Source organism: Methylobacterium sp. J-043, from assembly GCF_022829505.1.
Lineage (GTDB): Bacteria > Pseudomonadota > Alphaproteobacteria > Rhizobiales > Beijerinckiaceae > Methylobacterium > Methylobacterium extorquens_A.
Map to the genome: position 1 here is coordinate 134,801 of NZ_JAKSYB010000042.1, position 24,384 is coordinate 159,184.

General features: G+C 68.6%; 20 protein-coding genes. 6 read left to right on the forward strand and 14 right to left on the reverse strand.

Going from position 1 to position 24,384, the window contains the following annotated elements:
• Window positions 1-22 precede the first annotated feature (22 nt).
• The 3 genes from MKK50_RS09715 to MKK50_RS09725 all read right to left on the reverse strand — a co-directional run bounded on the left by MKK50_RS09715 (window position 23) and on the right by MKK50_RS09725 (window position 5,334).
• Window positions 23-2,356, reverse strand: coding sequence for a putative bifunctional diguanylate cyclase/phosphodiesterase (locus tag MKK50_RS09715; protein ID WP_499021903.1), 2,334 nt, complete (start codon window positions 2,354-2,356; stop codon window positions 23-25).
• A 224-nt stretch (window positions 2,357-2,580) separates the two neighbouring features.
• Window positions 2,581-4,269, reverse strand: coding sequence for an acyl-CoA dehydrogenase family protein (locus MKK50_RS09720; RefSeq protein WP_499021904.1), 1,689 nt, complete (start codon window positions 4,267-4,269; stop codon window positions 2,581-2,583).
• 174 nt (window positions 4,270-4,443) lie between these two features.
• Window positions 4,444-5,334, reverse strand: a complete 891-nt coding sequence (locus MKK50_RS09725) for a DMT family transporter (protein WP_499021906.1) — start codon at window positions 5,332-5,334, stop codon at window positions 4,444-4,446.
• A gap of 117 nt (window positions 5,335-5,451) precedes the next feature.
• On the opposite strand from MKK50_RS09725, the gene MKK50_RS09730 reads away from it, so the two are divergent.
• The gene (locus tag MKK50_RS09730; RefSeq protein WP_253372685.1) at window positions 5,452-6,399 is read left to right on the forward strand and encodes a YihY/virulence factor BrkB family protein; all 948 of its coding nucleotides are present in this window, start codon (window positions 5,452-5,454) and stop codon (window positions 6,397-6,399) included.
• On the opposite strand, the gene MKK50_RS09735 is transcribed toward MKK50_RS09730, so the two are convergent.
• The 4 genes from MKK50_RS09735 to MKK50_RS09750 form a co-directional block, all read right to left on the reverse strand.
• Window positions 6,311-7,351, reverse strand: a complete 1,041-nt coding sequence (locus MKK50_RS09735) for an alginate O-acetyltransferase AlgX-related protein (protein ID WP_499021907.1) — start codon at window positions 7,349-7,351, stop codon at window positions 6,311-6,313. The genes MKK50_RS09730 and MKK50_RS09735 overlap by 89 nt on opposite strands.
• A gap of 81 nt (window positions 7,352-7,432) precedes the next feature.
• A complete protein-coding gene (gene cysN, locus MKK50_RS09740) occupies window positions 7,433-8,839 on the reverse strand; it encodes a sulfate adenylyltransferase subunit CysN (protein WP_253372682.1) in 1,407 nt (468 codons plus the stop codon).
• Window positions 8,839-9,768: a sulfate adenylyltransferase subunit CysD gene (cysD, locus tag MKK50_RS09745; RefSeq protein WP_253372680.1), complete on the reverse strand. Its 930-nt coding sequence runs from the start codon at window positions 9,766-9,768 to the stop codon at window positions 8,839-8,841. Before cysD ends, cysN begins: the two co-directional genes overlap by 1 nt.
• The gene (locus MKK50_RS09750) at window positions 9,768-10,577 is read right to left on the reverse strand and encodes a phosphoadenylyl-sulfate reductase (RefSeq protein WP_499021909.1); all 810 of its coding nucleotides are present in this window, start codon (window positions 10,575-10,577) and stop codon (window positions 9,768-9,770) included. Before MKK50_RS09750 ends, cysD begins: the two co-directional genes overlap by 1 nt.
• 264 nt (window positions 10,578-10,841) lie before the next feature.
• Between MKK50_RS09750 and MKK50_RS09755 the strand changes: the two genes are divergently transcribed.
• From MKK50_RS09755 to MKK50_RS09765, 3 genes are all read left to right on the forward strand, one after another.
• Window positions 10,842-11,345 (forward strand): Lrp/AsnC family transcriptional regulator, encoded by a 504-nt coding sequence (locus MKK50_RS09755; RefSeq protein WP_003603570.1) that lies wholly within the window; start codon window positions 10,842-10,844, stop codon window positions 11,343-11,345.
• Window positions 11,346-11,457: 112 nt separating this feature from the next.
• Complete coding sequence (locus tag MKK50_RS09760) at window positions 11,458-13,233, forward strand: diflavin oxidoreductase (protein WP_499021910.1); 1,776 nt, start codon at window positions 11,458-11,460, stop codon at window positions 13,231-13,233.
• A gap of 210 nt (window positions 13,234-13,443) precedes the next feature.
• Window positions 13,444-15,282: an NADPH-dependent assimilatory sulfite reductase hemoprotein subunit gene (locus MKK50_RS09765; protein WP_499022091.1), complete on the forward strand. Its 1,839-nt coding sequence runs from the start codon at window positions 13,444-13,446 to the stop codon at window positions 15,280-15,282.
• A gap of 123 nt (window positions 15,283-15,405) precedes the next feature.
• Here the strand turns inward: MKK50_RS09765 and MKK50_RS09770 are convergent, their stop codons facing one another.
• The 6 genes from MKK50_RS09770 to curA all read right to left on the reverse strand — a co-directional run bounded on the left by MKK50_RS09770 (window position 15,406) and on the right by curA (window position 22,154).
• Window positions 15,406-17,586, reverse strand: a complete 2,181-nt coding sequence (locus tag MKK50_RS09770) for a TonB-dependent siderophore receptor (RefSeq protein ID WP_499021911.1) — start codon at window positions 17,584-17,586, stop codon at window positions 15,406-15,408.
• Window positions 17,587-17,896: 310 nt separating this feature from the next.
• The gene (gene panC / locus MKK50_RS09775) at window positions 17,897-18,751 is read right to left on the reverse strand and encodes a pantoate--beta-alanine ligase (RefSeq protein WP_499021912.1); all 855 of its coding nucleotides are present in this window, start codon (window positions 18,749-18,751) and stop codon (window positions 17,897-17,899) included.
• Window positions 18,752-18,826: 75 nt separating this feature from the next.
• The gene (locus MKK50_RS09780) at window positions 18,827-19,210 is read right to left on the reverse strand and encodes a hypothetical protein (RefSeq protein WP_499021914.1); all 384 of its coding nucleotides are present in this window, start codon (window positions 19,208-19,210) and stop codon (window positions 18,827-18,829) included.
• Window positions 19,211-19,283: 73 nt separating this feature from the next.
• Window positions 19,284-19,889 (reverse strand): helix-turn-helix domain-containing protein, encoded by a 606-nt coding sequence (locus MKK50_RS09785; RefSeq protein WP_253372670.1) that lies wholly within the window; start codon window positions 19,887-19,889, stop codon window positions 19,284-19,286.
• Window positions 19,890-20,367: 478 nt separating this feature from the next.
• Window positions 20,368-20,931 carry a single-stranded DNA-binding protein gene (gene ssb / locus MKK50_RS09790; protein WP_499021916.1) on the reverse strand — a complete coding sequence of 188 codons (564 nt, stop codon included), beginning with the start codon at window positions 20,929-20,931 and terminating at the stop codon, window positions 20,368-20,370.
• Between the two features lie 206 nt (window positions 20,932-21,137).
• Window positions 21,138-22,154, reverse strand: coding sequence for an NADPH-dependent curcumin/dihydrocurcumin reductase (gene curA / locus MKK50_RS09795; RefSeq protein WP_499021917.1), 1,017 nt, complete (start codon window positions 22,152-22,154; stop codon window positions 21,138-21,140).
• Between the two features lie 108 nt (window positions 22,155-22,262).
• Between curA and MKK50_RS09800 the strand changes: the two genes are divergently transcribed.
• Window positions 22,263-22,670, forward strand: coding sequence for a DUF4174 domain-containing protein (locus MKK50_RS09800; RefSeq protein ID WP_499021918.1), 408 nt, complete (start codon window positions 22,263-22,265; stop codon window positions 22,668-22,670).
• Between the two features lie 52 nt (window positions 22,671-22,722).
• On the opposite strand, the gene MKK50_RS09805 is transcribed toward MKK50_RS09800, so the two are convergent.
• Window positions 22,723-23,265 carry a hypothetical protein gene (locus MKK50_RS09805; RefSeq protein WP_253372662.1) on the reverse strand — a complete coding sequence of 181 codons (543 nt, stop codon included), beginning with the start codon at window positions 23,263-23,265 and terminating at the stop codon, window positions 22,723-22,725.
• 227 nt (window positions 23,266-23,492) lie between these two features.
• On the opposite strand from MKK50_RS09805, the gene MKK50_RS09810 reads away from it, so the two are divergent.
• Window positions 23,493-24,263 (forward strand): phosphodiester glycosidase family protein, encoded by a 771-nt coding sequence (locus tag MKK50_RS09810; protein ID WP_499022093.1) that lies wholly within the window; start codon window positions 23,493-23,495, stop codon window positions 24,261-24,263.
• Window positions 24,264-24,384 lie beyond the last annotated feature (121 nt).

Consider the following 24,384-nt stretch of genomic DNA (forward strand, 5'->3'; position numbering starts at 1 on the left):
GCGATCCGCCCGCCCTTCCGCCTCAGGCGGCGAGGTCCGGCTCCCGTCGGATCAGTCCGACGGCCTGCGCGGCAGGGCTCGGCCGACCGAATAGGTAGCCCTGTACTTCCCCGCAGCCATCGGCCCGCAGATGGGCGAACTGGGCTTCGGTCTCGACGCCCTCGGCCACGGTGACGATGCCGAGGCTCGCGCCGAGGCCGATCACCGCCCGCACGATCGCGGTCGAGTGCGGATTTTCGCCGAGCCGGCTCACGAAGGAGCGGTCGATCTTGATCTTGTCGAAGGGAAATTTCTGCAGGTAGCTCAGCGAGCAGTAGCCCGTTCCGAAATCGTCCATGGCGATCCGTACGCCGAGATCCCGCAGGGCATGCAGCGTCGCCACGTTGGCTTCGCTCGCGGCCAGCAGCACCGACTCCGTGACCTCCAGTTCGAGGCGGTGCGGTGCGAGCCCGGAGAGGGCGAGCGCTTCACGCACCGTCGCGACGAGGCCCGGATCGCGGAATTGCACCGGCGAGAGGTTCACCGCGACCCGAGCCGGATCGGCCCAAAGGCTCGCCTCGGCGCAGGCTTGCCGCAGGACCCAGGCGCCGATCGGGACGATCAGGCCGGTGTCCTCTGCGAGCGGCACGAATTCGGATGGCGGGATCGCGCCCTCGACGGGGTGGTGCCAGCGCAGCAGCGCCTCGAACCCGACGATCTCCCGCGAGCGGACGCCGACGACCGGCTGATAGGCGAGCGTGAGATCGCCCCGGGCGAAGGCCTCGTGCAGGTCGGCCTCCCGTCGGCGCCGGGACCGGTCCCAGCTGTCCATCGCCGCCTCGAAACAATGGGCAACGCTGCCGCCATCCGCCTTTGCCCGGTAGAGGGCGAGGTCGGCGTGGCGCAGCAGGGTATCGGAATCCGTCCCGTGCTCGGGCAGGCACACGATGCCGACGCTCACGCCGACCTGGCACTCCCGGTCGCCGAGCCTGACCGGGCGTGACAACGCCTCGATGATCCGGCCGGCGACGGTGGACACGGTCGCGGCGTCGAGGTTGCGCAGCAACACCGCGAACTCGTCGCCGCCAAGGCGTGCGACCAGATCCTCCCCGCGCAGGCAGGCCGTGATCCGGTCCGCCACCGTCCGGAGCAGGGCGTCGCCCGCCGGGTGGCCGAGGCTGTCGTTGACGAGCTTGAACTTGTCGAGGTCGAGGCAGAGCAGGGCGGCGCCCGCGCCGGTGCGAGCCTGCTCGGCGATCGCCTCCGCGAGGCGGGTCGTGAACAGCGCCCGGTTCGGCAGGCCCGTCAGCGCATCGTGGTGGGCCATGTGGGTGATGCGCGCCTCGGCGCGGCGCTGCTCGGTGACGTCGATGGCCGCGCCGAGCACGGCCGGGCGGCCCTCGAAGGCGAGGCTGCGCTCGAACAGCGTCACCTCGATCAGCGAGCCGTCGGCCCGGCGATGACGGTGCAGGCGGCCGTCACGGGCGAAACCGCACGATCCGGCTTCCGACAGGTCCGGCAGGCTCCGGGCCAGGAAGGCCTCGCGGCTGTAGCCGTAATGCGCGATGGCCGCCTCGTTCACGGCGACGAAGCGGGACGAGTCCCCATCGACCAGCCACATCGGTAGCGGATTACTCTCGAACAGGAAGCGGAACGAGGCCTCGCGCGCCTTGATGTCCCCGACATCGGTCATGGCGACAGCGACGAGATCGCCGATGGCCTGCGCCTCCACCTTCAGATGCAGCGTCGTCCCCTCGGCGCGCGGCACGGCCAGTTCGAACGTCGCCCGGTCGGCGCATTCCAGAACGCCCGACAGCCGTTGCGTGACACCGAGCCGGACCGGGACGAGATCGCCCAGGCGCTGCCATTGCAGGTTTGCGACCGGCCGCCCGAGTATCTCCGCGGCGCCCTGATTGAGGGCGACGATCTTGAAGTCCGCGACCGCACCATCCGCATCGCGGACCGCGCCGAGCGCCATCAGGCCCTGGCCGGTCGCGCCGAACATCGCCTTCATCAGTTCGGTGCGCACGCCCTCGCTGTCGACGTGGACGAGGAGGAGGGGTGTTCCGCTGCCGTTGGCGAGCGGGACGCCGACGAGATTCCAGGTGGTGACGACGCTGTCGGTGATGCGGTCGCAGCGGGCCCCGGCCGGCTCGCCGGTGCGCAGGGCGGCGACCCCGATCTCCTCGATCGGCCGGCGGATCTCGTCGGGCATCTGCACGAGCCGCCGGTCGCGGATCTCGTCCTCGAACCAGTCGCGAAATCCGGGACCACCCCAGAGGATGCGCTCGGCCCGGCCTTCGCGGGTAGCGACCAGGGCGCAGCGGTCGGCCAAGCGGCCGAGCCGGCCCAGGACGACGGCTTCGTAACCCGGCATCGCCCCGGGCCGGGGCCGGCAGCTGCGCCAGTGCTGGACCAGCGCGACGGCGTGCGCGTCTGATGTCGGGATGGGCAAGCGAAGGCCGTGCTCCGAGAGGATCGAAGCACGGCTAGGCCCTCATTCGTTGAGGGGAAGTATATGAGCCGGCTATTCAGGCCGGATCGAGGGCATGATCCGTCCTCGGCCAGTACAGGGCCGGCCGGGGACCGGTTGTGTCTTGACTACTGTTCCAGCAGGCGCCGGGCGATGACCTGGGCCTGGATCTCGGCGGCACCCTCGAAGATCGAGAGGATGCGCGCGTCGCAGAGCACGCGGCTGATCTTGTATTCCAGCGCGAAGCCGTTGCCGCCGTGGATCTGCAGGGCGTTGTCCGCCGCGGCCCAGGCGACGCGGGCGCCGAGCAGCTTGGCCATGCCGGCCTCGAGGTCGCAGCGCTTGCCCTCGTCCTTCTCGCGGGCGGAGAAGTAGGTGAGCTGGCGGGCGATGTTGATCTCGACGGCCATCATCGCGAGCTTGTCGGCCACCCGCGGGAACTCGACCAGCGCCTTGCCGAACTGCACCCGCTCCTCGGCGTAGCGCAGGCCGATGTCGAGGGCCGATTGCGCCACGCCGATGGCGCGGGCGGCGGTCTGGATGCGGGCCGATTCGAAGGTTTGCATCAGCTGAGCGAAGCCCTTGCCCTCGATCTCGCCGAGCAGGTTACCGGCGGGCACCGCAAAGTCTTCGAAGGAGAGTTCGTACTCCTTCATGCCGCGGTAGCCGAGCACCTCGATCTCCCCGCCCGACAGGCCCTGGACCGGGAAGGGCTCCTCGTCCGTGCCGCGGGGCTTCTCGGCGATGAGCATCGAGAGGCCGCGGTGGCCCTTCTCCTCGGGCTTCGTGCGCACGAGCACGGTCATGATATCGGCGCGCACGGGGTGGGTGATCCAGGTCTTGTTGCCCGAGATCTTCCACTGGTCGCCGTCCTTGACGGCCTTGGTGCGGAGCGAGGCGAGGTCGGAGCCGGTGTTCGGCTCGGTGAAGACGGCGGTGGGCAGGATGTCGCCCGAGGCGATGCCCGGCAGGAAGCGCTGCTTCTGCTCCTCGGTGCCGCCGCACAGGATCAGCTCGGCGGCGATCTCCGAGCGGGTGCCCAGCGAGCCGACGCCGATATAGGCGCGGGACAATTCCTCCGAGACCACGCACATCGCGGCCTTGGGCATGCCCATGCCGCCGTATTCCTCGGGGATGGTGAGGCCGAACACGCCGAGTTCGGCCATCTTCTCGATGATCGACATCGGGATGTAGGCGTTCTCGAGGTGCCACTCGTGGGCCTGCTCCACCACCTCGGCCTTGCCGAAGCGGCGCATCTCGGAGCGGATCGCCTCCATGTCCTCGTCGAGGCCCGAGGCACCGATGGTGGCTGCACCCGCGCTGGTGGCCTCCCGGATCCTGGCGACCAGCGCGGCGCGGTTGGCGGGCGTGTTGCCCTCCGCCACCATGGCGTCGATGGCCGGCGTGCGCAGGCCCGCGAGTTCGGCGGCGGTGAAGCCGAGCGCGGTCGGGCGGACCATCTCGCCCTGGCTCATGGGGATGCCGCCGAACATCTGGTCGAGATATTCGCCGACGCCGATCTTCACGAGCAGCGCCTCGGTCTCGCCGAAGCTGCCCTCGCCCTGGAGGCGTTCGGCGTAGTCAGCGAGTTCGCGCACCGCCTCGCCGTAGGTAGCGAGCCAGGACAGGCCGTGGGCGGCGTGCTGCTCGCGCTCCAGCGCGCCCGCATCGAGCTTGCCCTCGGGGCCCGTCACCCGCGCCTTCACGCGGGCGGTCGCCTCGGCGACGAGAGCCTTGGCGCCCACGGCGGCGTCCTTGGCCAGGGCGACGAAATCGGTCGGGTCGTTGGCGGGCTGGACGGCGGGGGAAGCTGCCATGGGGGCCTCTCTATCGATGAAGGCGCTCCGAGCCGAAGCGGAGACGGGTTCGGCGTGACCGAGCGCGGTTCTCGGGAAAACGGTCAGATGCTTCCTTTATAGGTCGGATCGCCGGCACAATAGTGGTTTCTCATCGCCGCATCCCCCGTCTTTAGGCTGAATTCATCATACGGTTCACCGTGTTGCGCGCGTCTGAGGTCCGCTGGCCAAGCCGACGCCGGCGGCGGCCACCACCATGCCGGCGATCTGCACCGGGGTCAGCGCCTCGCCGAACATCACGTAGGCGATGGCCGCCGAAACCGGCGGCACGAGGAAGAGCAGCGAGGCGACGCCGGCCACCGCGCCGCGCCGGATCAGCGCCAGCAGCAGCAGGATGCCGCCGACCGAGTTGACGAGGACCGACCACGCCATGCCGAGGCCGAGCGGCAGGCTGAGGGTGAGATGCGTCTCGCCGGCGATCAGTGCGAGCGGGACCGCGAAGGCGGTGCCGCCGATGAATTGCAGGCAGGCGTTGGTGACGAGGTCGGCCCCGGCACCCTTGCGCTTCTGCCACAGCGTGCCGGCGGTCATGGCCAGCATCGCCGCAAGGCACACCGTGAGCGCGTCCGGCGGGATGCCGGCGGCGTCGACCGCTCCGAGCTTCGGCGCGAGCACCAACCCTGCGCCGAGGAAGCCGAGCCCGATGCCGGCCCAGCGCCGCGGCGCGACCCGCTCACCGAGCAGAGGCTGCGAGGCGGCTGCGGTGAGGAGCGGCTGGAGGCTCCCGACCAGCGCCGCGATACCGGCGGGCAGGCCGCGATGCACCGACCAGAACACCCCGGCGACGTAGATGCCCTGCATCAGCACGCCCGCGACCATCCCGTCGCGCCAGCCGGCGGCGCTTCGCGGCCAGCGGGCGCGCAGGACGAAGGCGATCCCGGCCAGGACGAGCGCGACCAGGGCCAACCGCAGGGCGACGAAGGCCAGCGGCTCGGCATAGGGCGCCACGTAGCGCGCGGCGACGAAGCCGCTCGCCCAGATCAACACGAAGGCGGCCGGGATCAGGCTGGAGGATACGCTCGACATGGCGCCGGGCAGGCACCACGCAACCGACCTCAAGGCAACCGGGAAAACCTGAGGGCGGCCATGCTCCCCCCGCACCGGAGCGAACCCGAGATTGACGCGCGGCATCCGATAGCCCGTATGGAGCAGCCCGCCTCGACTCAGCCGAAGAAGCCGTCTCCCCCCTTGAGCCGATTCAAGAAGATCCTCGACGTGACGGGCATCGCCGCGCAGCGCTTCGTCGCCCATGACGGCTGGGCGATCGCCAGCCACATCGCGCTGTCGATGCTGACCTCGCTGTTCCCGTTCCTGATCCTGCTCGCGGCACTCGCCGGCCTGATCGGCACCAAGTCGCTGGCGGACGAGGCCGGCACGCTGATCTTCGACGCGGTGCCGCGGGAGGTCGCCAAACCCATCGTCGGCGAGGTGCACCGCCTGCTCACCGAGCAGCGCGGCGGGGTGCTGACGATCGGGGCCGTGCTTGCGCTCTACTTCTCGTCGTCGGGCGTGGAATCCCTGCGGGTCGGGCTCAACCGCGCCTACGGCATCCGGGAGATGCGGCCGTGGTGGCTCACCCGGCTCGAATCGATCGGCTACGTCGTCTGCGGCGCCTTCTCGATGCTGGCCTTCGCGCTGCTCGTGGTGCTCGGGCCGCTGATCTGGCGCCAGCTCGTCTTCGTCGCGCCGGGCCTGGAGCCGCTGGCGCTCACCGTCGCCATCGGCCGCATCGGCGTCACCGCCTTCCTGATCGCGCTGGTGCTGGTGATCGCCCACAAGTTCGTCGCGGCCGGGCGGCGGCCGGTGCTGTCGGTGCTGCCGGGCATCGCCGTGACGCTGGGCCTGTGGTTCCTCGCCGGCCTCGGCTTCGGCTTCTACCTCGACCGCTTCTCGAACGCCTACGCCTCGACCTACGGGGGCCTCGCCACGGCGATGATCTTCCTCGTGTTCCTCTACTGGCTCGCGGCGATGTTCCTGTTCGGCGGCGAGGTGAACGGCACCGTCATCGCGGCACGGCGCCAGCGGCTTCAGGCGCGGATGCGGGCGCGTCAGGCGGAGGCATCGCGGGTGAGCGCGAATCCGCTGCCGTGATCGATCCCATGAGTTTGCGCTCGCGGGCCAGTTCCGCGAGCCGCTCGATCCGGATGCCGGACGGCGGCAGGTCGATCACGAAACGCTCGGCCATCTCGCCCAGGACGAAATCGGGGCGGACGGCTTCGAGATAGTGCCAGTCGATCCCCGTCGACCACAGGAAATGCACCTCGCGGAACGTGTCGGCGAAGAGCGCGGTGAGCGTCGCGACCGGACTGTGGGCGGTGTGCTGCGCGTAGGAATCGCCGAAGATGACGAGGCGGCGCGGATCGGCCCCGGGATCGTCGTTGCGGAACACCGCGTGCGCGCCGAGATGGGCGTCGCCGCCGCGGCCTAACGCTTCCATCTCCAGCAGGAGATCGTTGGCGTGGATGCGCCGCGCCGCGCTCGCGATCGCGCTGCTCTCCGCAAGCTCTGACCTGTGGGGCGTGAATTTGAGGCCGAGATCGCCCGCGAAGGGGAGGGTGGTGCGTTCGCGCCGGGCCTCGATGTCGTCGCGCGGGGGCACGCCCATCCGCGCCAGGATCGTGCGGTAGGCCAGCGTACAGCCTTGATGCGTCCAGTGGGTATCGGTGCGCAGATAGAGCGGCGGGCCGTCAACCGCCGCGCGGAAGGCGCCCGCGAGATCGACCCAGGCGCGGGCGCCCGGCGAGGCGGTGAGCCAGCGGGCGAGCCGGAGCGCCGGGGCGCGGGCCGGATCGAAGGCGAGACCTTCGGCCCGCTCGGGATAGACGGTGAGCTTTTCCGGGGCGAGAGCGTGAACGTAGGTCGCGCCGAGCCGGGCGCAGCGCCGCACGCGGTTCTCGATGATCCGCCGCCAGCGCCACAGCGTCCCCCGCGCGACGCCCGGCCGGCCATATTGCGCCAGCACCCGGTTGTTACCGCGGATCAGGAACAGCCAGCCGTCCCGGCCCTCGTACACGTCGGCGGCCGGGTCGGGGGCGGAGATCATGCCCCGGTTCTAGCGGCTGGCCGGACTGCCGGCCAGAAAAACCCTCCCCCCGCGAAGGGGAGAGGGGGCTTCAGTTCGGATCTATCCGCCAAACAGCCGCTTGATGCCGGCGAGCAAGCCGCCGCTGCTGGCGGGCTCTTGCGCCGTCGTCGCGGATGGGGCCGGGGCGGCGGCCTGCGCCGAGGCCACGACCGTCTGGACGAGGCCGAGGGCGGCCGTGTCGGTGGTCTCACGGTCGATCAGGATCAGGCTACCGGTATCGCGGTTCTCGACATAGGGATCGACGGCGATCTGACGGTCGAGGGTCAGGGTCACGTCGCCGATGTCGTTGACCGCGAGTTTCTCGGCAGGTCCCGCCTGTCCGGTCTCTGGGTCGATCCGGCGGTGCACCGCCTTCACCACGGCGTTGACGGTCTGCGTGCCGACCTTGGCCCACAGGCTGGCGCCGGGGACGAGATCGGATTCGGCCGCCCAGAACAGGCGCACGTCGAGGCTGTCGGTCAGCGTCAGCGGCGCGTCCGAGGTCGCGATCACCGCGCCGCGGGAGGCATCGACTTCGTCGGCCAGCACGAGCGTCACCGACTGGCCCTCGCTCGCCCGCTCCAGATCGCCGTCGGCGGTGAAGATGCGAGCGATCGTCGAGGTCTTGCCGGAGGGCGCGACAGTGACGGCGTCACCCGGCGCGACGGAGCCCGAGGCGATCAGGCCCGAGAAGCCGCGGAAATCCGAGTTCGGGCGGTTCACCCACTGCACCGGCATGCGGAAGGCGGCGGCGCGCTCCTCCGACTTCACCGGCACCTCTTCGAGGTAGCGCAGCAACGGAACGCCCGCGTACCATGTCGCGGCGGTGCCCGGCAGCACGACGTTGTCGCCGTTCTTGGCCGAGAGTGGGATCGCCCGCACCTCGGTGAAGTTCAGCGGCGCGGCGAATGCCTGGAAGCCGGAGACGATCGCGTCGAACTTGTCCTGCGACCAGCCGACGAGATCCATCTTGTTGATGGCGAGCGCCACCCGGTGAATGCCGAGCAAGGAGACGAGGAGCGCGTGGCGCCGGGTCTGGCGGGTCAGCCCGTGGCGCGCGTCCACCAGGATCACGGCGACGTCGGCGGTCGAGGCGCCGGTCGCCATGTTGCGGGTGTACTGCTCGTGGCCGGGGGTGTCGGCGACGATGAACGAGCGCCGGTCGGTCGAGAAGAAGCGGTAGGCGACGTCGATGGTGATGCCCTGCTCGCGCTCGGCCTGGAGGCCGTCGACCAGCAGCGCGAGATCGACCTCGCCCCCTTGCGTGCCGTGCTTGCGCGAATCGCGTTGGAGCGCCGTCACCTGATCGTCGAAGATCTGCTTGGTGTCGTGCAGGAGCCGCCCGATCAAGGTGGACTTGCCGTCATCGACCGAGCCGCAGGTAATGAAGCGCAGCACCTCCTTGCTCTGGTGCTGGCGCAGGAAGGTGTCGTAGCCGAACGTTTCCGGAGACTGATGGATGGTCATCAGAAGTAGCCCTCCTGCTTCTTGCGCTCCATGGCGCCGGCGCCATCCTTGTCGATGACCCGGCCCTGGCGTTCCGAGGTGCGGGCGGCCAACGTCTCGCCGATGATCTCCGGCAGGGTCGCGGCTGGGCTCTCGACAGCCCCGGTCAGCGGGTAGCAGCCGAGCGTGCGGAACCGGACCTGCCGCTGTTGCGGAGTCTCGCCCGGCTCGAGCGGAAAGCGGTCGTCATCGATCATGATGAGCTGGCCGTCGCGCTCCACCACCGGCCGCTCGGCGGCGAAGTAGAGCGGGACGATCGGAATGTTTTCCTGCTCGATGTAGAGCCAGATATCGAGCTCGGTCCAGTTCGAGAGCGGGAACACACGGAAGGACTCGCCGCGTCGCTTCTTGAAATTGTAGAGGTGCCACGGCTCGGCGCGCTGGCGCTTCGGGTCCCAGCGGTGCTGGGCGTTGCGCAAGGACACGATGCGCTCCTTGGCGCGGCTCGCCTCCTCGTCCCGGCGGGCGCCGCCGAAGGCCACGTCGTACTTGTACTTGTCGAGCGCCTGCCGCAGGGCCTGCGTCTTCATCACGTCGGTATGCACTTCCGAACCGTGGCTGACCGGGCCGATGCCCTTGGCGAGCCCGTCCTGATTGGTGTGCACGATGAGTTCGAGACCGAGTTCCTCGGCGCGCCGATCGCGGAAGGCGATCATCTCGCGGAACTTCCAAGTCGTGTCGATGTGCAGCAGCGGGAACGGCAGGCGTCCCGGCGCGAAGGCTTTCAGCGCCAGATGCAACAGGACGGACGAGTCCTTGCCGATCGAGTAGAGCATCACCGGATTCTCGGCCTCGGCGACCGCCTCCCGGAAGATGTGGATGCTCTCGGCCTCCAGACGCTGCAGATGCGTCAGGCGGGTGCGCGCGGGCGCGGCAACGGCGGCGCTCATCAGACCAGTTCCCTTCTGTGTTCGCGTGAGGTCGCGGCGCTGGCCGGCTCTTCGAAGGCGGCAGCCTCCTGTCCGGGCGCTACGTCGCCTTCCGGCCCATGCAGGTGCAGGCCGCACTCTTTCTTAGATTCCTGCTCCCACCACCAGCGGCCGGCGCGCTCGTCCTCGCCGATCTTGATGGCGCGGGTGCAGGGCGCGCAGCCGATCGAGGGGAAGCCGCGATCGTGCAGCGTGTTGTAGGGAATGAAGTTGTCGCGCACGAACCGATCGACGTCGGCGCGCGACCAGTCGGCGAGCGGGTTGACCTTGATCAGCCCGCGGCCCTCGTCGGCCTCGGCCAGCGGCGTGTCCGCGCGGTTGGCGGATTGCCCGGCGCGCAGGCCGGTGAACCACGCCGCCGCGCCGTCCAGCGCCCGCCCGAGCGGCTCGACCTTGCGGAACCCGCAGCAGGCCTGCCGCGCGGCGACCGAATGCCGGAAGCCGTTGATGCCCTCGCGCGCAACGAAATCCTCCTCCGCGATCCGCTCCGGCGCGTAGGCGCGGATGCGGATGCCGTAGGCGGCCTCCGTCTCGGTCCAGACGTCGTAGGTCTCGGGGTAGAGCCGGCCGGTATCGAGGGTGACGATCTCGGTGCGGCCCTTGTTCAAGGCGAGCGCGTGCGTGAGCGCCTGATCCTCGATGCCGAGGCTGGTGGTGAAGACGAGACGGCCCGGGATGCGGTCCTCGACGAGGCGGATGCGCCCCCGGAGGTCCAACCCCGCCATCTGGCTGGCGAGGTCCTCGGCCGCTCGGACGAGAGCAGCGGTCATGTGCGTAAAATCGGATTGCCTGCTTGTCGGAGTTCTGAAATGTTCGCTATAACGAACGCTGTCAAGGCGTCGGGACCCTTGTGGTGCTGTCGCGCACGCAATTCCCCGCTGCGCCGCGAGCGAGCCTGCAACGGTCACCGCGGCGGATCGTTGCCCAGTTAGAAAATAATCTTCTCAACGAGGCGCCCGATCGGGCCTGTCGCTCAAGTGTCGGGCGACGCCTTCGAGAGACCATCCTCGCCACCCAATCCGGAGAGGCCGCCCTTGGACTCGATCGACCTGAAGATCCTCGCGCTGCTGCAGAAGGACGCCACGCTCTCCATCGCCGCCATCGGCGAGCAGGTCGGGCTGTCGCAGACCCCGTGCTGGAAGCGCATCCAGCGCCTCGAAGCCGACGGCGTGATCGACCGGCGCGTGGCCGTGCTCGACCCTGTGAAGCTCGGGCTCGGCCTCACCGTCTTCGTCTCCATCGAGACCGCCGACCATTCCAAGGACTGGCTGGAGCAATTCGCCGACCGCATCGCGGCGATGCCGGAGGTGCTCGAATTCTACCGCATGGCCGGCGACGTCGATTACATGCTCCGCGTCGTCGTGGCCGATATGGCGGCCTACGACACGTTCTATAAGAACCTGATCGCCACGCTTCCTCTCAAGAACGTGACTTCGCGCTTCGCCATGGAGAAGGTGAAGTCGACGACCGCCCTGCCGTTGCCGGCGCCGCCCCCGCGGGGACGCGCCGAGCCCCGGCTGGCGGTGGTCGGAGAATAAAATTCCTTATTGCGGCGCAGCAACGAACAATCTCTTCTCTCTGCGGGGCGTTCTTTAAAACGGACGTTTCGACGTTGACAGCGGCGCTCCGGCGGACGACATGGCACCCACAATGTCCAGGCAAGCACTTCTCCCCCGCACGGCTCCTTTCGGAGATCAGGAGCGGGCCCATCTCGACGCGGCGCTCGGCGCGGCGACGCCGATCCAGCGTGCGTGGCTGACGGGCTTCCTCGCCGGCCTCGATGCGGCCGCCGGCCAGCCCGCGACCGCAGCCGCCGCCCCGGCCGCGCCCCCGAAGGCGGCCGAGCCGCTGACGATCCTGTTCGCCTCCGAATCGGGCAATTCCGAAAAGCTCGCGAGCGACGTGAGCAAGCTGGCGCGCAAGCAGGGCTTCAAGCCGAAGATCGTGGATTTCGCCGATCTCGATCTGGCCACCCTGCCCAAGGCCGGTAAGCTCATCGCCATCGCCGCAACCTGGGGCGAGGGCGAGCCGCCGGCCCGCGCGGTGCGAGCCTATGGCGAGTTGATGGGCGACGCGGCCCCCCGCCTGGAAGGCGTGCAGTTCGGCGTGCTGGCGCTCGGCGACACCAGCTACGCGGAGTTCTGTGCGATCGGGAAGGCGCTCGACACGCGCTTCGAGGCGCTCGGCGCCAAGCGCGCCTACGACCGCGCGGATCTCGACCTCGACTTCGAGAAGCCGGCCGCCGAGTGGATCAAGGGGACGCTGAAGGCACTCGCGCCGGCCGAGAGCGCGGCCGACAACGTCGTGGCGGTCGATTTCCGCGCCGGAGCCGAGGACGAGGATGGCGAGGTCAGCCGCGAGCCGGCGGTGGTCGAGGTGATCGACCATGTGAACCTCAACTCCTCGCGCTCCGATAAGGAGACGATCCACCTCGCCCTCGAATTCGAGGATGGGGCGCCTGCCTACGAGCCCGGCGATTCGCTGGAGATCTTCCCGGAGAACGACCCGCAGCTCGTGGACGAGATCCTGCGCGCGACGGGCCTCTCGGCTGACGACGGCCTGCGCCGGGCGCTGCTGGCCGAGCGTGACATCACCACGCTCTCGCCGACCACGGTTGAGCGCTTCGCCAAGGCCACGGGCCATGCCGACGCGCAGAAATTCGTCGAGAGCGGCGAGGTGAAGGCCTGGATCGAGGGGCGGCACCTGATCGACCTGATCGAGCGCTTCCCCGCCGAACTGACGGCCGAGCATCTCAACACCGTGACCCGGCCGCTGCCGCCGCGGGCCTATTCCATCGCCTCCTCGCGTCGGGAAGTCGGCGACGAGGTGCATCTCACCATCGCCGCCGTGCGCTACGAGACCCACGGTCGCGCCCGCTCCGGCGTCGCCTCGGTGCATGTGGCCGACCGCATCAAGAACGGCGCCAAACTGCGGGTTCGGGTGAAGCCCAACAAGCATTTCCGCCTGCCCTCCGACCCGTCGACCGACATCATCATGGTCGGCCCCGGCACCGGCGTCGCCCCGTTCCGCGCCTTCGTGCAGGAGCGCCGCGCCACGGAAGCCCCCGGCCGTTCCTGGCTGTTCTTCGGCGACCGCCACTTCACCCACGACTTCCTGTACCAGCTCGAATGGCAGGACGCGCTGGAAGACGGCTCGCTGGCCAAGATCGACGTGGCCTTCTCCCGCGATCAGCCGGAGAAGATCTACGTGCAGGATCGGATCGACGCACATGCCGCCGAGGTGGTGGAATGGCTCGACGGCGGCGCCCATTTCTACGTCTGTGGTGACGCCAAGAACATGGCCAAGGACGTGCGCGCCGCCGTGGTGCGCGCCTTCGAGAGCGTGAAGGGCCTCAGCAGCGCCGATGCTGAGGCGCATGTGGCTTCGCTGGAGCGCGCCCGGCGCTACCAGCAGGACGTTTACTGAGACACGACGTTGACTGAGGAAGGACGGCGTTCCTTCCCGATCTGGACTTCATCCTGAGACGCTCGCGCCAGCGCGCTTCGCGGGAAGGCTCCAGGGATCGCCGCGAGAACGGGAGCCCTCCTTCGAGGTCTCCGCTTCGCTCCGTCACCTCAGGACGAGGTGGCGAGCGGGGATGAGCGGCCGAACTCGATCATTGCAGAGATCACCGCCATGGACGACCACAAGCCGATCGAAACGCCTGACGGCCCCGCCGTGGACACGCCCGGCATCGGCGCGCGCCGCTACGAGACGCCGCCGACCGAGCTTCCGATCACGGAGGCCGAGGCCGCACGCGCTGCCGGGCTCGCCCATAACGAGCACCTGAAGATCGCCAGCGGCTATCTCCGCGGCGGACTCGCCGACGGGCTGCTCAAGCACGCCACCGGCGCGATCTCCGAGGATGACGGCCAGCTCGTCAAGTTCCACGGCATGTACATGCAGGACGACCGGGACATCCGGGCGGAGCGCACCAAGAAAAAGCTCGAAAAAGCCTTCAGCTTCATGATCCGCCTGCGCATCGCGGGTGGCGTCATCACGCCGAAGCAGTGGCTGATCCTCGACAATATCGCCACGACCTATGCCGGCAGCGCCTTGCGGGCGACGACCCGGCAGACGTTCCAGTATCACGGCGTCATCAAGTCGAACCTCAAGCGCACCATGGCGGCGATCGACTCGGCGCTGCTCGACACCATCGCCGCCTGCGGCGACGTCAACCGCAACGTCATGGCCGCGACCAACCCGGCCCAGGCCGGTGCCCACAAGGTCGCGCTCCAGCTCGCTAAGGACATCTCCGACACCCTGCTGCCGAAGACCGGCGCGTGGCGCGAGATCTGGCTCGACGGCGAGCGCGTGGTCGGCGGTGAGGACGCTGCGGAGGTCGAGCCGGTCTACGGCAAGACCTACCTGCCGCGGAAGTTCAAGACCGTGGTCGCGGTGCCGCCCTCCAACGAGGTCGACATCTTCGCCCACGACCTCGGCTTCATCGCCATCCTCGACAAGAAGAACCAGGTCACGGGCTGGAACGTCACCGTCGGCGGCGGCATGGGCATGACCCACGGCGAGACCGACACGTTTCCGCGCACCGCCGACGTGCTGGGCTTCGTGAAGCCCGAGGACGCCTTGAAGGCGGCGGAAGCCGTGATGACGGTCCAGCGTGACTGGGGCAACCGCAAGAACCGCAAGAACGCCCGCCTCAAGTACACGATCGAGCGCTTCGGCCTCGACGCGTTCCGCGAAGAGGTCGGAAAGCGCATCGGCAAGCCGCTCGGCGAGCCGAAGCCCTTCACCTTCGACGGCAACGGCGACCGCTACGGCTGGGTCGAGGGCGACAACGGGCGCCACCACCTCACGCTCTACGTGCCGTCGGGCCGGATCAAGGACATCGACGGCGGGCCGCAATTCCTCTCGGGCCTGCGCCGCATCGCCGAGGTGCACGAGGGCGATTTCCGCCTCACCGGCAACCAGAACGTCATCATCGCCAACGTGCCGGCCGGCAAGCGCGCGGAGATCGACGCGCTCGTCGACGAGTACGGCCTGACCCGCGGAGCGGGAGCGCTGCGCCGCAACTCCATGGCCTGCGTCGCCTTGCCGACCTGCGGTCTGGCGCTGGCCGAGAGCGAGCGCTACCTGCCCGACCTCTTGTCGGAGCTGGAGGAAAGCCTCGCCCGGCACGGGTTGCAGGACGAGCCCATCACCATCCGCTCGACCGGCTGCCCCAATGGCTGCGCCCGGCCCTTCATCTCGGAGATCGGCCTCGTCGGCCGCGGACCCGAGCGCTACCACCTCTATCTCGGCGCCGCCTTCGACGGCTCCCGGCTGAGCAAGCTCTACCGCGAGGACGTCACAGCCTCCGAGATCAAGGGCACCCTGGATCCGCTGTTCGCCGCCTATGCCAAGGATCGGCAGCCCGGCGAGCACTTTGGGGATTTCGTGATCCGCGCCGGCTTCGTCGCGAAGACCAGCAACGGTCCGGACTTCCACGAGCGAACGGGGCCGCTGCGGGCCGCCTGAGCGGCTACGCCCGCCTCTCGTCTCCGCGATGCCGGTTTTTGATAAGCCGGCAGCCACGGTTCGGGACGATGTTCTACGATCGGGGACGGTCCGGTGCTCCCGTGCCGTCCCCGAGGCGCAGCCTCACCACGAGACCCGGGCCGTCATCAGCGCCTGGAAGGGTTCGCCGACCGCCACCAGCACGTTGCTGGCCCCCGAGGACGGGTAATAGGTCTCGTCGAGGAAGTTCTTGAGATTGAGCTGGAGCGCGGCCGGGAAGCCGTTCACGTGGGTCCGGTAGCTCAGGAAGGCATCGCACACGACGTAGTCGGGCAGGGTGAAGGTGTTGGCCGCATCGCCCGGCCGCTCGCCGACGTAGCGCGAGCCCAGCCCCACTTCGAGGAAGCCGTCGCCGAGTTGCAGCGAGCCTACGGTCATGGCCGGGGCAACGAGCCCGACCTGATGCGTGACGAACAGCGTTGCGGTCGTCCGCGGCGTGTTGAGCAACTGGTTTCCGGCCAGCAACGGATCCTCGGTGACGATGGCATCGGTGAACCCGTAGCTCCCGATCACCGACCAATCCGGCAGGATCTGCCCCGCCACGTCGAGTTCGAAGCCGCGCGAGCGCGCCTTTCCGGCGGTCGCCGCCGTGCGGATGCCGTTCACGACCTGCGTGACGAGCACGTTGGTCTTTTCGGTGTCGAAGACTGCGCCGGTCACGAGCAGGCCGGCCCCCAGCTCCGCCTTGACGCCGACCTCCCAGGCGTCGCCCTCTTCGGGCAGCAGCGCTCCGGTGCGGTCGAGGTCGGTCACGTTCGGACGGAAGGACTGGGTGTAGCTGCCATAGACCGAGAGGTGAGGGGCGATCCGGTAGACGAGACCCGCCCGCGGCAGCGGCTTGATCCCGTCGATATCCGTCGAGACGATCGCCGGGACTCCCGCAAAGGCGAGCTGATCGTAGAACTGCGCGCTCGCCCCGGCCACGAAGATGAGCTGGTCGGTCAGATGGATCGAGTCCTGAAGGTAGAGGCTGGTGTTGATGAGCCGGTCGCGGTTGTTGCTCGCCGGCAGCGACAGGCGGTTCGAGGCGACGATCCGGCCGTAGACCGGATCGAAGACATTGAAGTCGCCCTGGTTGGCGCCGCGGTAGCTCTCCCGGCGATAATAATCGACGCGCTCGTGCATCGCCCCGACCAGCAGGTCGTGGTGCAGGCCCAGCGCCTCGAACCGGCCGACGAGGTCTACCCGGGCGACCTGGGAGTTGAAGTCGGCGCCGCGGGTCGCGTCGGCCCGGCGGGTGAGGAAACCGGTGACCGCGTTGTAGGAGACCGGACGGATCTGGTTGTCGTCGTAGGTGAGGTTGCTGGCGGTGAAGCCGACCTGCATCTTCCAGGCGTCGTTGAAACGGTGCTCGACATCGAGGCTGCCGAGATGGCTCATCGCTTCAACCCGGCTCAGGGCCTCGTCGAAGCGCCGCTCCCGTGGGACCCGCAGGGGACGGCCGGTGCGGGGATCGAAGGTCGTGCCCCGGTCGAACGGGATGTTGTAGTGGGCGAACTCGTAGCCGACCGTGACGGTGGTATCGTCGCCCCGCCATGTCAGCGAGGGCGCCGCGACCTGTCGCTGGATCGTGCCGAAGTTGCGCCAGTAATCGTAGTCCTGCACGTCGCCCACGATCCGGTAGGCGAGGTTGGTCCCCTCGATGGGGCCGGTCAGATCCGGCTGGATGATCGCGCCGCCGAAGCTCGTCGCCGTGACGTCGAGGCTGTTCTGCCGGGTGAAGAGCGGCCGCTTCGACACCAGGTTGATCAGGCCGCCGGGCTCCGAGATGCCGTAGAGCAGCGAGGCCGGCCCCTTGAGCACTTCGACCCGCTCGATGCTGTGGCTGAAGTTCTGCTGGAGGACCGTGCGGCGCCCGTCGCGCAGGATCGAGCTGTCGCGGGTGGTGCCGAAGCCGCGGCGGACCACACCCTCCTGCGTGCCGCCGAGGCTGTTGGTCTGGGCAATGCCGCTGACGTTGCGAAGGGCCTCGTCCAGGCTCAGAACCCGCTGGTCCCGCAGGACGGCCTGGGAGACGACGGCGATGTTGGCCGGCGTGTCGAGCAGCGGCGTCTCGGTGCCGGTCCCGAAGCTGCTGCGCCGCGGCTGGTAGCCGATCGCGGCGGTGCCGTCGCCGGTCACGGTGAGTTCGTCGAGTGTGACGCCGGCTCCCTGCTCCTGAGCCTGGGCGGTGCGGGCTGCGGCCAGGAAACTCGTGGTCGACAGCAGCAACAACAGCGTGGCTGCCGTGCAGCGATGCTGCACGATCACGCAGGAAATCCGCATCGGCCCGGTCTCTTCCTTGGTTGAGTCCGGACTGTCATTTGATGGTTTGGCGTTTAAATCAAATAATATCTTTTATAACTTTTCCAAGTCGATGATTTAACGCTGTAGTTCATGAAGTATTTTTCAAAAATGCATTGAATTGCATGGATGTAAGGGTAGTCAAGTTCCGCGATTGCCGAATGTCAGCGTTTCATGGTGTAAATCGTCCCGGATAGGCGCTGCGCCAGAGTCGGACAGGCGCTCGCCGAAACCCGGATCCGCCATTCCGAAGCAATCAAGCGGATTGGGTGTCGTCCACAGCCAGCACGCGTCAGGCCGGCACTGCCACGTTGTCGATGAGCCGCGTCTTGCCGAGATAGGCCGCCACCAGTACCCGCGCCTCGCGCTCGGCTCGCGCGACCGGCTGGAGCGTCTGCGCATCGCGCACTTCGAGATACTGCACCGGACCGAACCCCGCCGCCTCCAGCGCCGCGATGCCCTCGGTGACGAGCGGAGCCGCCTCGGCGCCGCGGGCCAGACGCTCGGCGATGTCGGCGAGCACCGCGTGCAGGCGTGGCGCGATATGCCGCTCACGCGGGTCGAGGTAGCGGTTGCGCGAGGAGAGCGCGAGGCCGTCCGCCTCGCGCAAGGTCGGAACGCCCTCGATAGTGACCGCCATGTCGAGGTCGCGGGTGACCGAGCGGATCACCTGCAATTGCTGGAAATCCTTCTCGCCGAACAGGGCGATGTCGGGCCGCACCTGATGGATGAGCTTGGTCACGACGGTGGCGACGCCGGAGAAGTGGCCGGGCCGGAAAGTGCCGCACAAGCCCTCCGCCGCGGGGCCGGGCTCGATGCGCGTCGAGAAACCGGCCGGGTACATGATCTCGACGGAGGGGAGCCAAGCGGCGTCTGCGCCGGCCTGAGAGAGCAGCGCGAGGTCGGCCTCGGTGTCGCGCGGGTAGCGCGAAAAATCCTCGTTCGGGCCGAACTGGGTCGGGTTCACGAAGATGCTGACGATGGCCCGCCGGCCGATCGCCTTGGCATGCGCGACGAGGGCGAGGTGGCCCGTATGAAGCGCGCCCATGGTCGGCACCAGCACGATGCGGTCGCCGCCCGACCGCCATGCATCGACCTGCGCACGCAGAGCCTCAAGGGTGTCGAAGCGAACGGTTGTGTCGGACATGGGACGGCTCGGTGCAGGGAAACGCGCCGCACAGGTAAGCGCCGCCGCCGCCGGATTCCAGCGGGGGGACTCCTTTCACGGGCAATAGCGCAGGGGCCGGTCGAACGGGTCGTCGTAGCCGGGTCCGGGACGGAAGCCGTAATAGCTCGGTTTGCCCAACCCGTATTCCGAGCCGACATAACTCGGATCGTACGGCGCGTTGGTCGGCACCGGGACGATGCGGGGGGCGCAGCCGACGAGACGACGGGGCAGGGGGCGGGGCGGCCGGTCGCCCTCCGCATCTCCGTCGCCCCGAGGGAAGAAGCGCGGGGCCGAGGGCGCCCCAGCGGGCGTGCCGGGCTCGAACACCGGCAGGTCGGCCGCGAATGCGTGGCTGCCGAGGAGGGCGGCGAAGGGACCGGAGAAGAGACCGCAAAGGGCGAGGAGAGCGCCGAGCACCCGCTGCCGACCGGCCGTCATCGCCATCACTCTCCCGCTCCGTTGCACGATGCCTTGCAGCTTATGGTGAACGGATCGTTATCGCGCGGCGCACTCACGCACGCGGATAGACGATGACGGAGAGATAGGTCATCGGCGTCTCGATGAGCTTGGCCGGGCCGTGCAGGCCGTTCGAATCGAACATCAGCGCATCGCCGGGCGCCAAGTGATAGTCCTGGCCCGAGTGGTGATAGATCACCTCGCCGGTCAGCATGTAGATGAATTCCGTCCCGACATGGCGGAAACTCGTATAGGCCTCGGCCTCGTCCTGCAGGGTGATGAGATAGGGCTCCACCACCACGTCGCCGCGGATGCCGGCGCCGAGGAGCTCGTAAAGATGCCCGACCTTGGTGCCGCGCCGTTCGATCGGCACGCCCTGGCCGCGCTTCACGTAGCTGCAGTCACGGGTCTCCTCGAAGGCGGCGAAGAGGGCGGTGATCGGCACGTTGAGGGCCGAGGCGATCGCGTTGATCGAAGCGAGCGAGGGCGAGATCGCCCCGTTCTCGATCTTGGAGATCATGCCCGGAGAGATGCCGGCCGCGCTGCCGAGGTCGGCCACCGACAGGTCGCGCTCCCGTCGCAGCAGGCGGACTTGGTGGCCGAGCGCCTTTTCCAGGGGACGCTCCTCCGCGACGGGCGCGTTCGACGCAGTGTTCAGCATGGATCCCTGGCTGCTCCTTTCGCCGTTGCGGCGCGAAATGATTATGGCGCAAGATTTCGACACCGCCACCGGGAGCGGCCGCTGCGGGACGTCATGTGGCCCGCTGCAACTGTCATTTCGCCGATGCTGAACATCGGCACGTGGCTGCGATGAAGCCTCTGTTCCGACCCGCGTTCGCCCGTGATGCCGACATTCCGGGCAGGCTCGGTGCGACGTGAACGCGTTTCGCGTTCGTGCAGGCTGTCACGGCGATCCGTGCCCGCATTCACGATTCGTCAAAACATCCTGCCACCGGCAGACACTTCACCATCCGATACGAAAAAAGGGCCGGCGCTGTTCGCGCCGACCCTTCCCAAGGCCGTTTCTCGATTGAAATCCTAGAGCATGGTCCTGGATGTCGGATCCGGGACCATGCTCTAGGCTTTTGTTTTTGCATCGTTTTTTCCGAAAGCCGGCAACCACCGTTCGGGACGATGCTCTAGAACGGAATGTCGTCGTCGAGGTCGTAGTTCGGCTTGCCGCCGCCGCCGCCGCCCGAGGAGGGCCGGCGGTCGCCGCCGCCGGAGCGGCTCGAGCCGTAATCGTCCCGCCCGCCGCGGTCGCCGCCGCGATCACCACCCCGGTCGCCGCCGCGGCTGATCTGGCCGCCGCCCTCGTCCTCGCCCGCGAAGTCGCCGCCGCCGCCACCGCCCCGGCCGTCGAGAATCGTCATCTCGCCGCGGAAGCGCTGCAGCACCACCTCGGTGGTGTACTTCTCCGCGCCCGATTGGTCGGTCCACTTGCGGGTCTGGAGCTGGCCCTCGATGTAGACCTTCGAGCCCTTGCGCAGATACTGCTCCGCGACCTTGGCGAGGTTGTCGTTGTAGATCACGACCGAGTGCCACTCGGTCTTTTCCTTGCGCTCGCCCGACGCCTTGTCCTTCCAGGACTCCGACGTCGCGATGCGCAGGTTCACCACGGGATCGCCCGAGGACAGACGCCGGGTCTCGGGATCGCGCCCGAGATTGCCGACCAGAATCACCTTGTTGACGCTGCCCGCCATCTCATCTCTCCATCCGGTCCGATCTCACAGGGCATTGTACGTCACGCCCGCGATGGCCGCGACTCTTGAGGGTGCCGCCCCGTCCGGGCAAGCCATTCGCGACCGTTGTGCCCGCTAACCACCGCGTGTCGTAGCCGCCGCGAATGTTCTATCTCTGTTCTCGTTGCTCGACAAGCCGCATCACGTTCGTCGATGCGCGGTCCCGATTAGGCGACCTTCACGACGAGCTTGCCGAAATTGGCGCCCCGCAGCATTCCGGAGAAAGCGGCCGGTGCGTTCTCCAGGCCCTCGACCACGTCCTCGCGCGCCTGGACCCGTCCGGCGCGCAGCCAGCCGCCGACGTCGCGCACGAAATCGTCGTGCATCGCGGCAAAATCCCAGACAATGAAGCCGCGCAGCGTCAGCCGCTTGGTGAGGATGGCACGCATCAGCACCGGCGAGCGGTCGGGCCCGGCGGGGAGTTCGCTCAAGTTGTAGCTCGCGACGAGGCCGCAGACCGGCACCCGCGCGAAGTCGTTGAGGAGCGGCAGCACCGCGTCGAACACCGCCCCGCCGACATTCTCGAAATACACGTCGATCCCGTCGGGGCAGGCGCGGGCGAGCGCATCGGGGAAATCGGCGGCGCGGTGGTCGACCGCTGCGTCGAAGCCGAGCGTCTCGGTCAGGTAGGCGCATTTCTCCGCGCCCCCTGCGATGCCGACGGCCCGCGCGCCCTTGATGCGGGCGATCTGGCCGACGAGGGAACCGACCGGCCCCGCGGCGGCGGCCACCACCACGGTTTCCTTCGGCTGTGGCCGGCCGATCTCCAGAAGCCCGGTATACGCGGTCATGCCGGGCATGCCGAGGATGCCGAGGAACTGGCTCGGCGGCCCGTCGGCGGGGTCGATGCGCTGCAGATTCTGGCCGTCCGAGACGGCGAATTCCTGCCAGCCGGCATTGGCCAGTACGAGATCGCCCTCGGCGAAGGCCGGATTCTCCGAGGCGACCACCTCGCTCACCGTCTGACCGACCATGGTCTCGCCGATCTCGACGGGCTTGGCATAGGATTTCGCCGCGCTCATCCGCCCGCGCATGTAGGGGTCGAGGGAGAGCCAGCGGGTCCGCAGCAGCACCTCGCCTGGTTGCGGTGTCGGCGTGCGCCCCTCTTCTAGGCGGAAATGTTCGGGCTTCGGCTCGCCGTGCGGGCGCGCAGCCAGCACGATCCGACGGTTGACGACTGCCATGGAGCCCTCCGGGGTTCGTTCGGGGTGGAACCGGGCAGATGGGTCGCGCGCTGGTTCCGGCAATGCATGGTCTTGCGATGCTTGGCGGCACAACAGCGGAGGTTCGCGATGGCGTGGAAGACGGCAGCCGTGACGGCGGCGATGCTGGCGGTGTGCGGCGCCGCCGGAGCGGCGGGGGCTGATCCGCTGTCGGGCTATCGCGGGACATCGCGGGTGCTGGTGCTGGCCGCGCCGGATGCCGACGACGCGCGGCTGAAGGCGCAGCGGCAGGCGCTGGCATCGGCGCGGACGGGCGCGTCCGAGCGTGATCTCGTCACGATCGAGGCGGTGGGGAAGGGGGCGGAGGCCTCCGCCCTACGTCGGCATCTCGGTCTTTCGGACGATGCTTTCCGGGCGGTGCTCGTCGGCAAGGACGGCGGCGCCAAGCTCACCTCGGCGGAGCCGATTCCGCCGCAGCGCCTGTTTTCCACCATCGACGCCATGCCGATGCGGCAAGACGAGGCGAAGCGGCGCTGACCCGCGCAAGAAAAAGGGGCCGCGAGCGGCCCCTTCATCAACTTCGGTTCGATCAGTAGCAGCGTTCGACGAGAACGCGGCGGTAGCCGTAGGGCGTCCAGGTCAGGCGCGGGACGGTGTAGCAGCCGCCACCGCCGCCGAAATACGGATCGTAGCCGACGTTCGAGTAGCCGTAGGGACCACCCCAGCCGCCATAGCCACCGCCCCAGCCACCATAACCGCCGTAGAGGCCGCCCGCGGCGAGGCCGAGACCCAGTCCGAGACCGACGCCGCCGAGACCGATGCCGCGCCGGTAACCCCAGCCGCCGCCCCGCCAACCGCCATATCCGCCGCGCCAGCCGCCAAAGCCGGCCCCGCGATAGAAACCGCCCCGGCCGGCAAATCCGCCGCCGAAACGCGGGCCGCCGAAGCCGCCGCCCCGGAACCCACCGAACCCGCCGCCGAAGCGCGGACCGCCAAATCCACCACCACGGAAACCACCGCCACCGAACCCGCCGCCACGGAAGCCACCGAAGCCCGGACGGGCATCGGCGGTGGCCGGGATCATCATCAGCGCGCTCGCCATCAGCGCCGATGCCAGAACAACCCGTTTCATCAGATCGTCTCCACCCGAGAGAGAAATTGCTCCCCTGCTGGTTTTGAACGTGTGACGGGAAAAAACGGTCCCTGCGACCTCTGGTCCCAAACATCTTGTGATCACGCGATGCACCAAACGGCGCGTCGTGCAGGCCGCTTGAATGCTGCCATGCTTTCGCGCGAGGAGGGCGGATACGGCCGTGCCTGCCCCGCAGGGACCGCCCCTTCAGGAACCGCCCGCCCGTGATGCGCCGCTGCCTCGCCGTTCCCGCTGCTGCCCTGGTCGCCGGCTTCGTTGTCGGGCCGCTCGCCCCCGCGCCCGTCCAGGCGCAGGCGGCGCCCGTCGCCAAGGGGCCGTGCCAAGCGGTCGAGTTCGAGGGGCAGCCCTACACGGTCTGCACCGTCGATCTGCGGCGCGAACGCGTTCGGCTGTTCTGGCTCGGAACGGACGGCTTGCCCTACGGCTCGCTGTCGAGCCTTGCCGACCGGCAGGGCCCGCGCCTCAGCTTCGCGATGAATGCCGGCATGTACGACAAGGGGCAGGCTCCGGTCGGGCTCTATGTCGAGGACGGGCGCGAGCTGAAGGGCGCCTCTACCGCCAACGGTCCGGGCAACTTCCACCTCAAGCCGAACGGGGTCTTCTACGTGAAGGGCGACCGGGCCGGCGTGCTCGATACCGGACGCTACCTGCGCGCCAAGCCGGCACCGGATTTTGCCACGCAATCGGGTCCGATGCTGGTGATCGACGGCAAGATCCACCCCAAGATCTCGGCGGACGGCCCGAGCCAGAAGATCCGCAACGGCGTCGGCGTGCGCGATGGCGGGCACGTCGCGGTGTTCGCGATCTCGGAGCGCCCGGTGACCTTCGGCGCCTTCGCCCGCCTGTTCAAAGACAGCTTCGGTTGCCGCAACGCCCTGTTCCTCGACGGCAGCGTATCGAGCCTCTACGCGCCCGGCCTCGGCCGCTCCGACCTGAGCCGGCCGCTCGGGCCGCTGGTGGGGGCGGTGGGAAAGTAGACGGGCAGTCGGAGCACCACGCCTTCCCAATCACGCCCTCATCCTGAGGTGACCGCGCCAGCGGGCCTCGAAGGATCCTCCAGGGATCTCGCGGGATCCGGAGGATCCTTCGAGGCTGAGC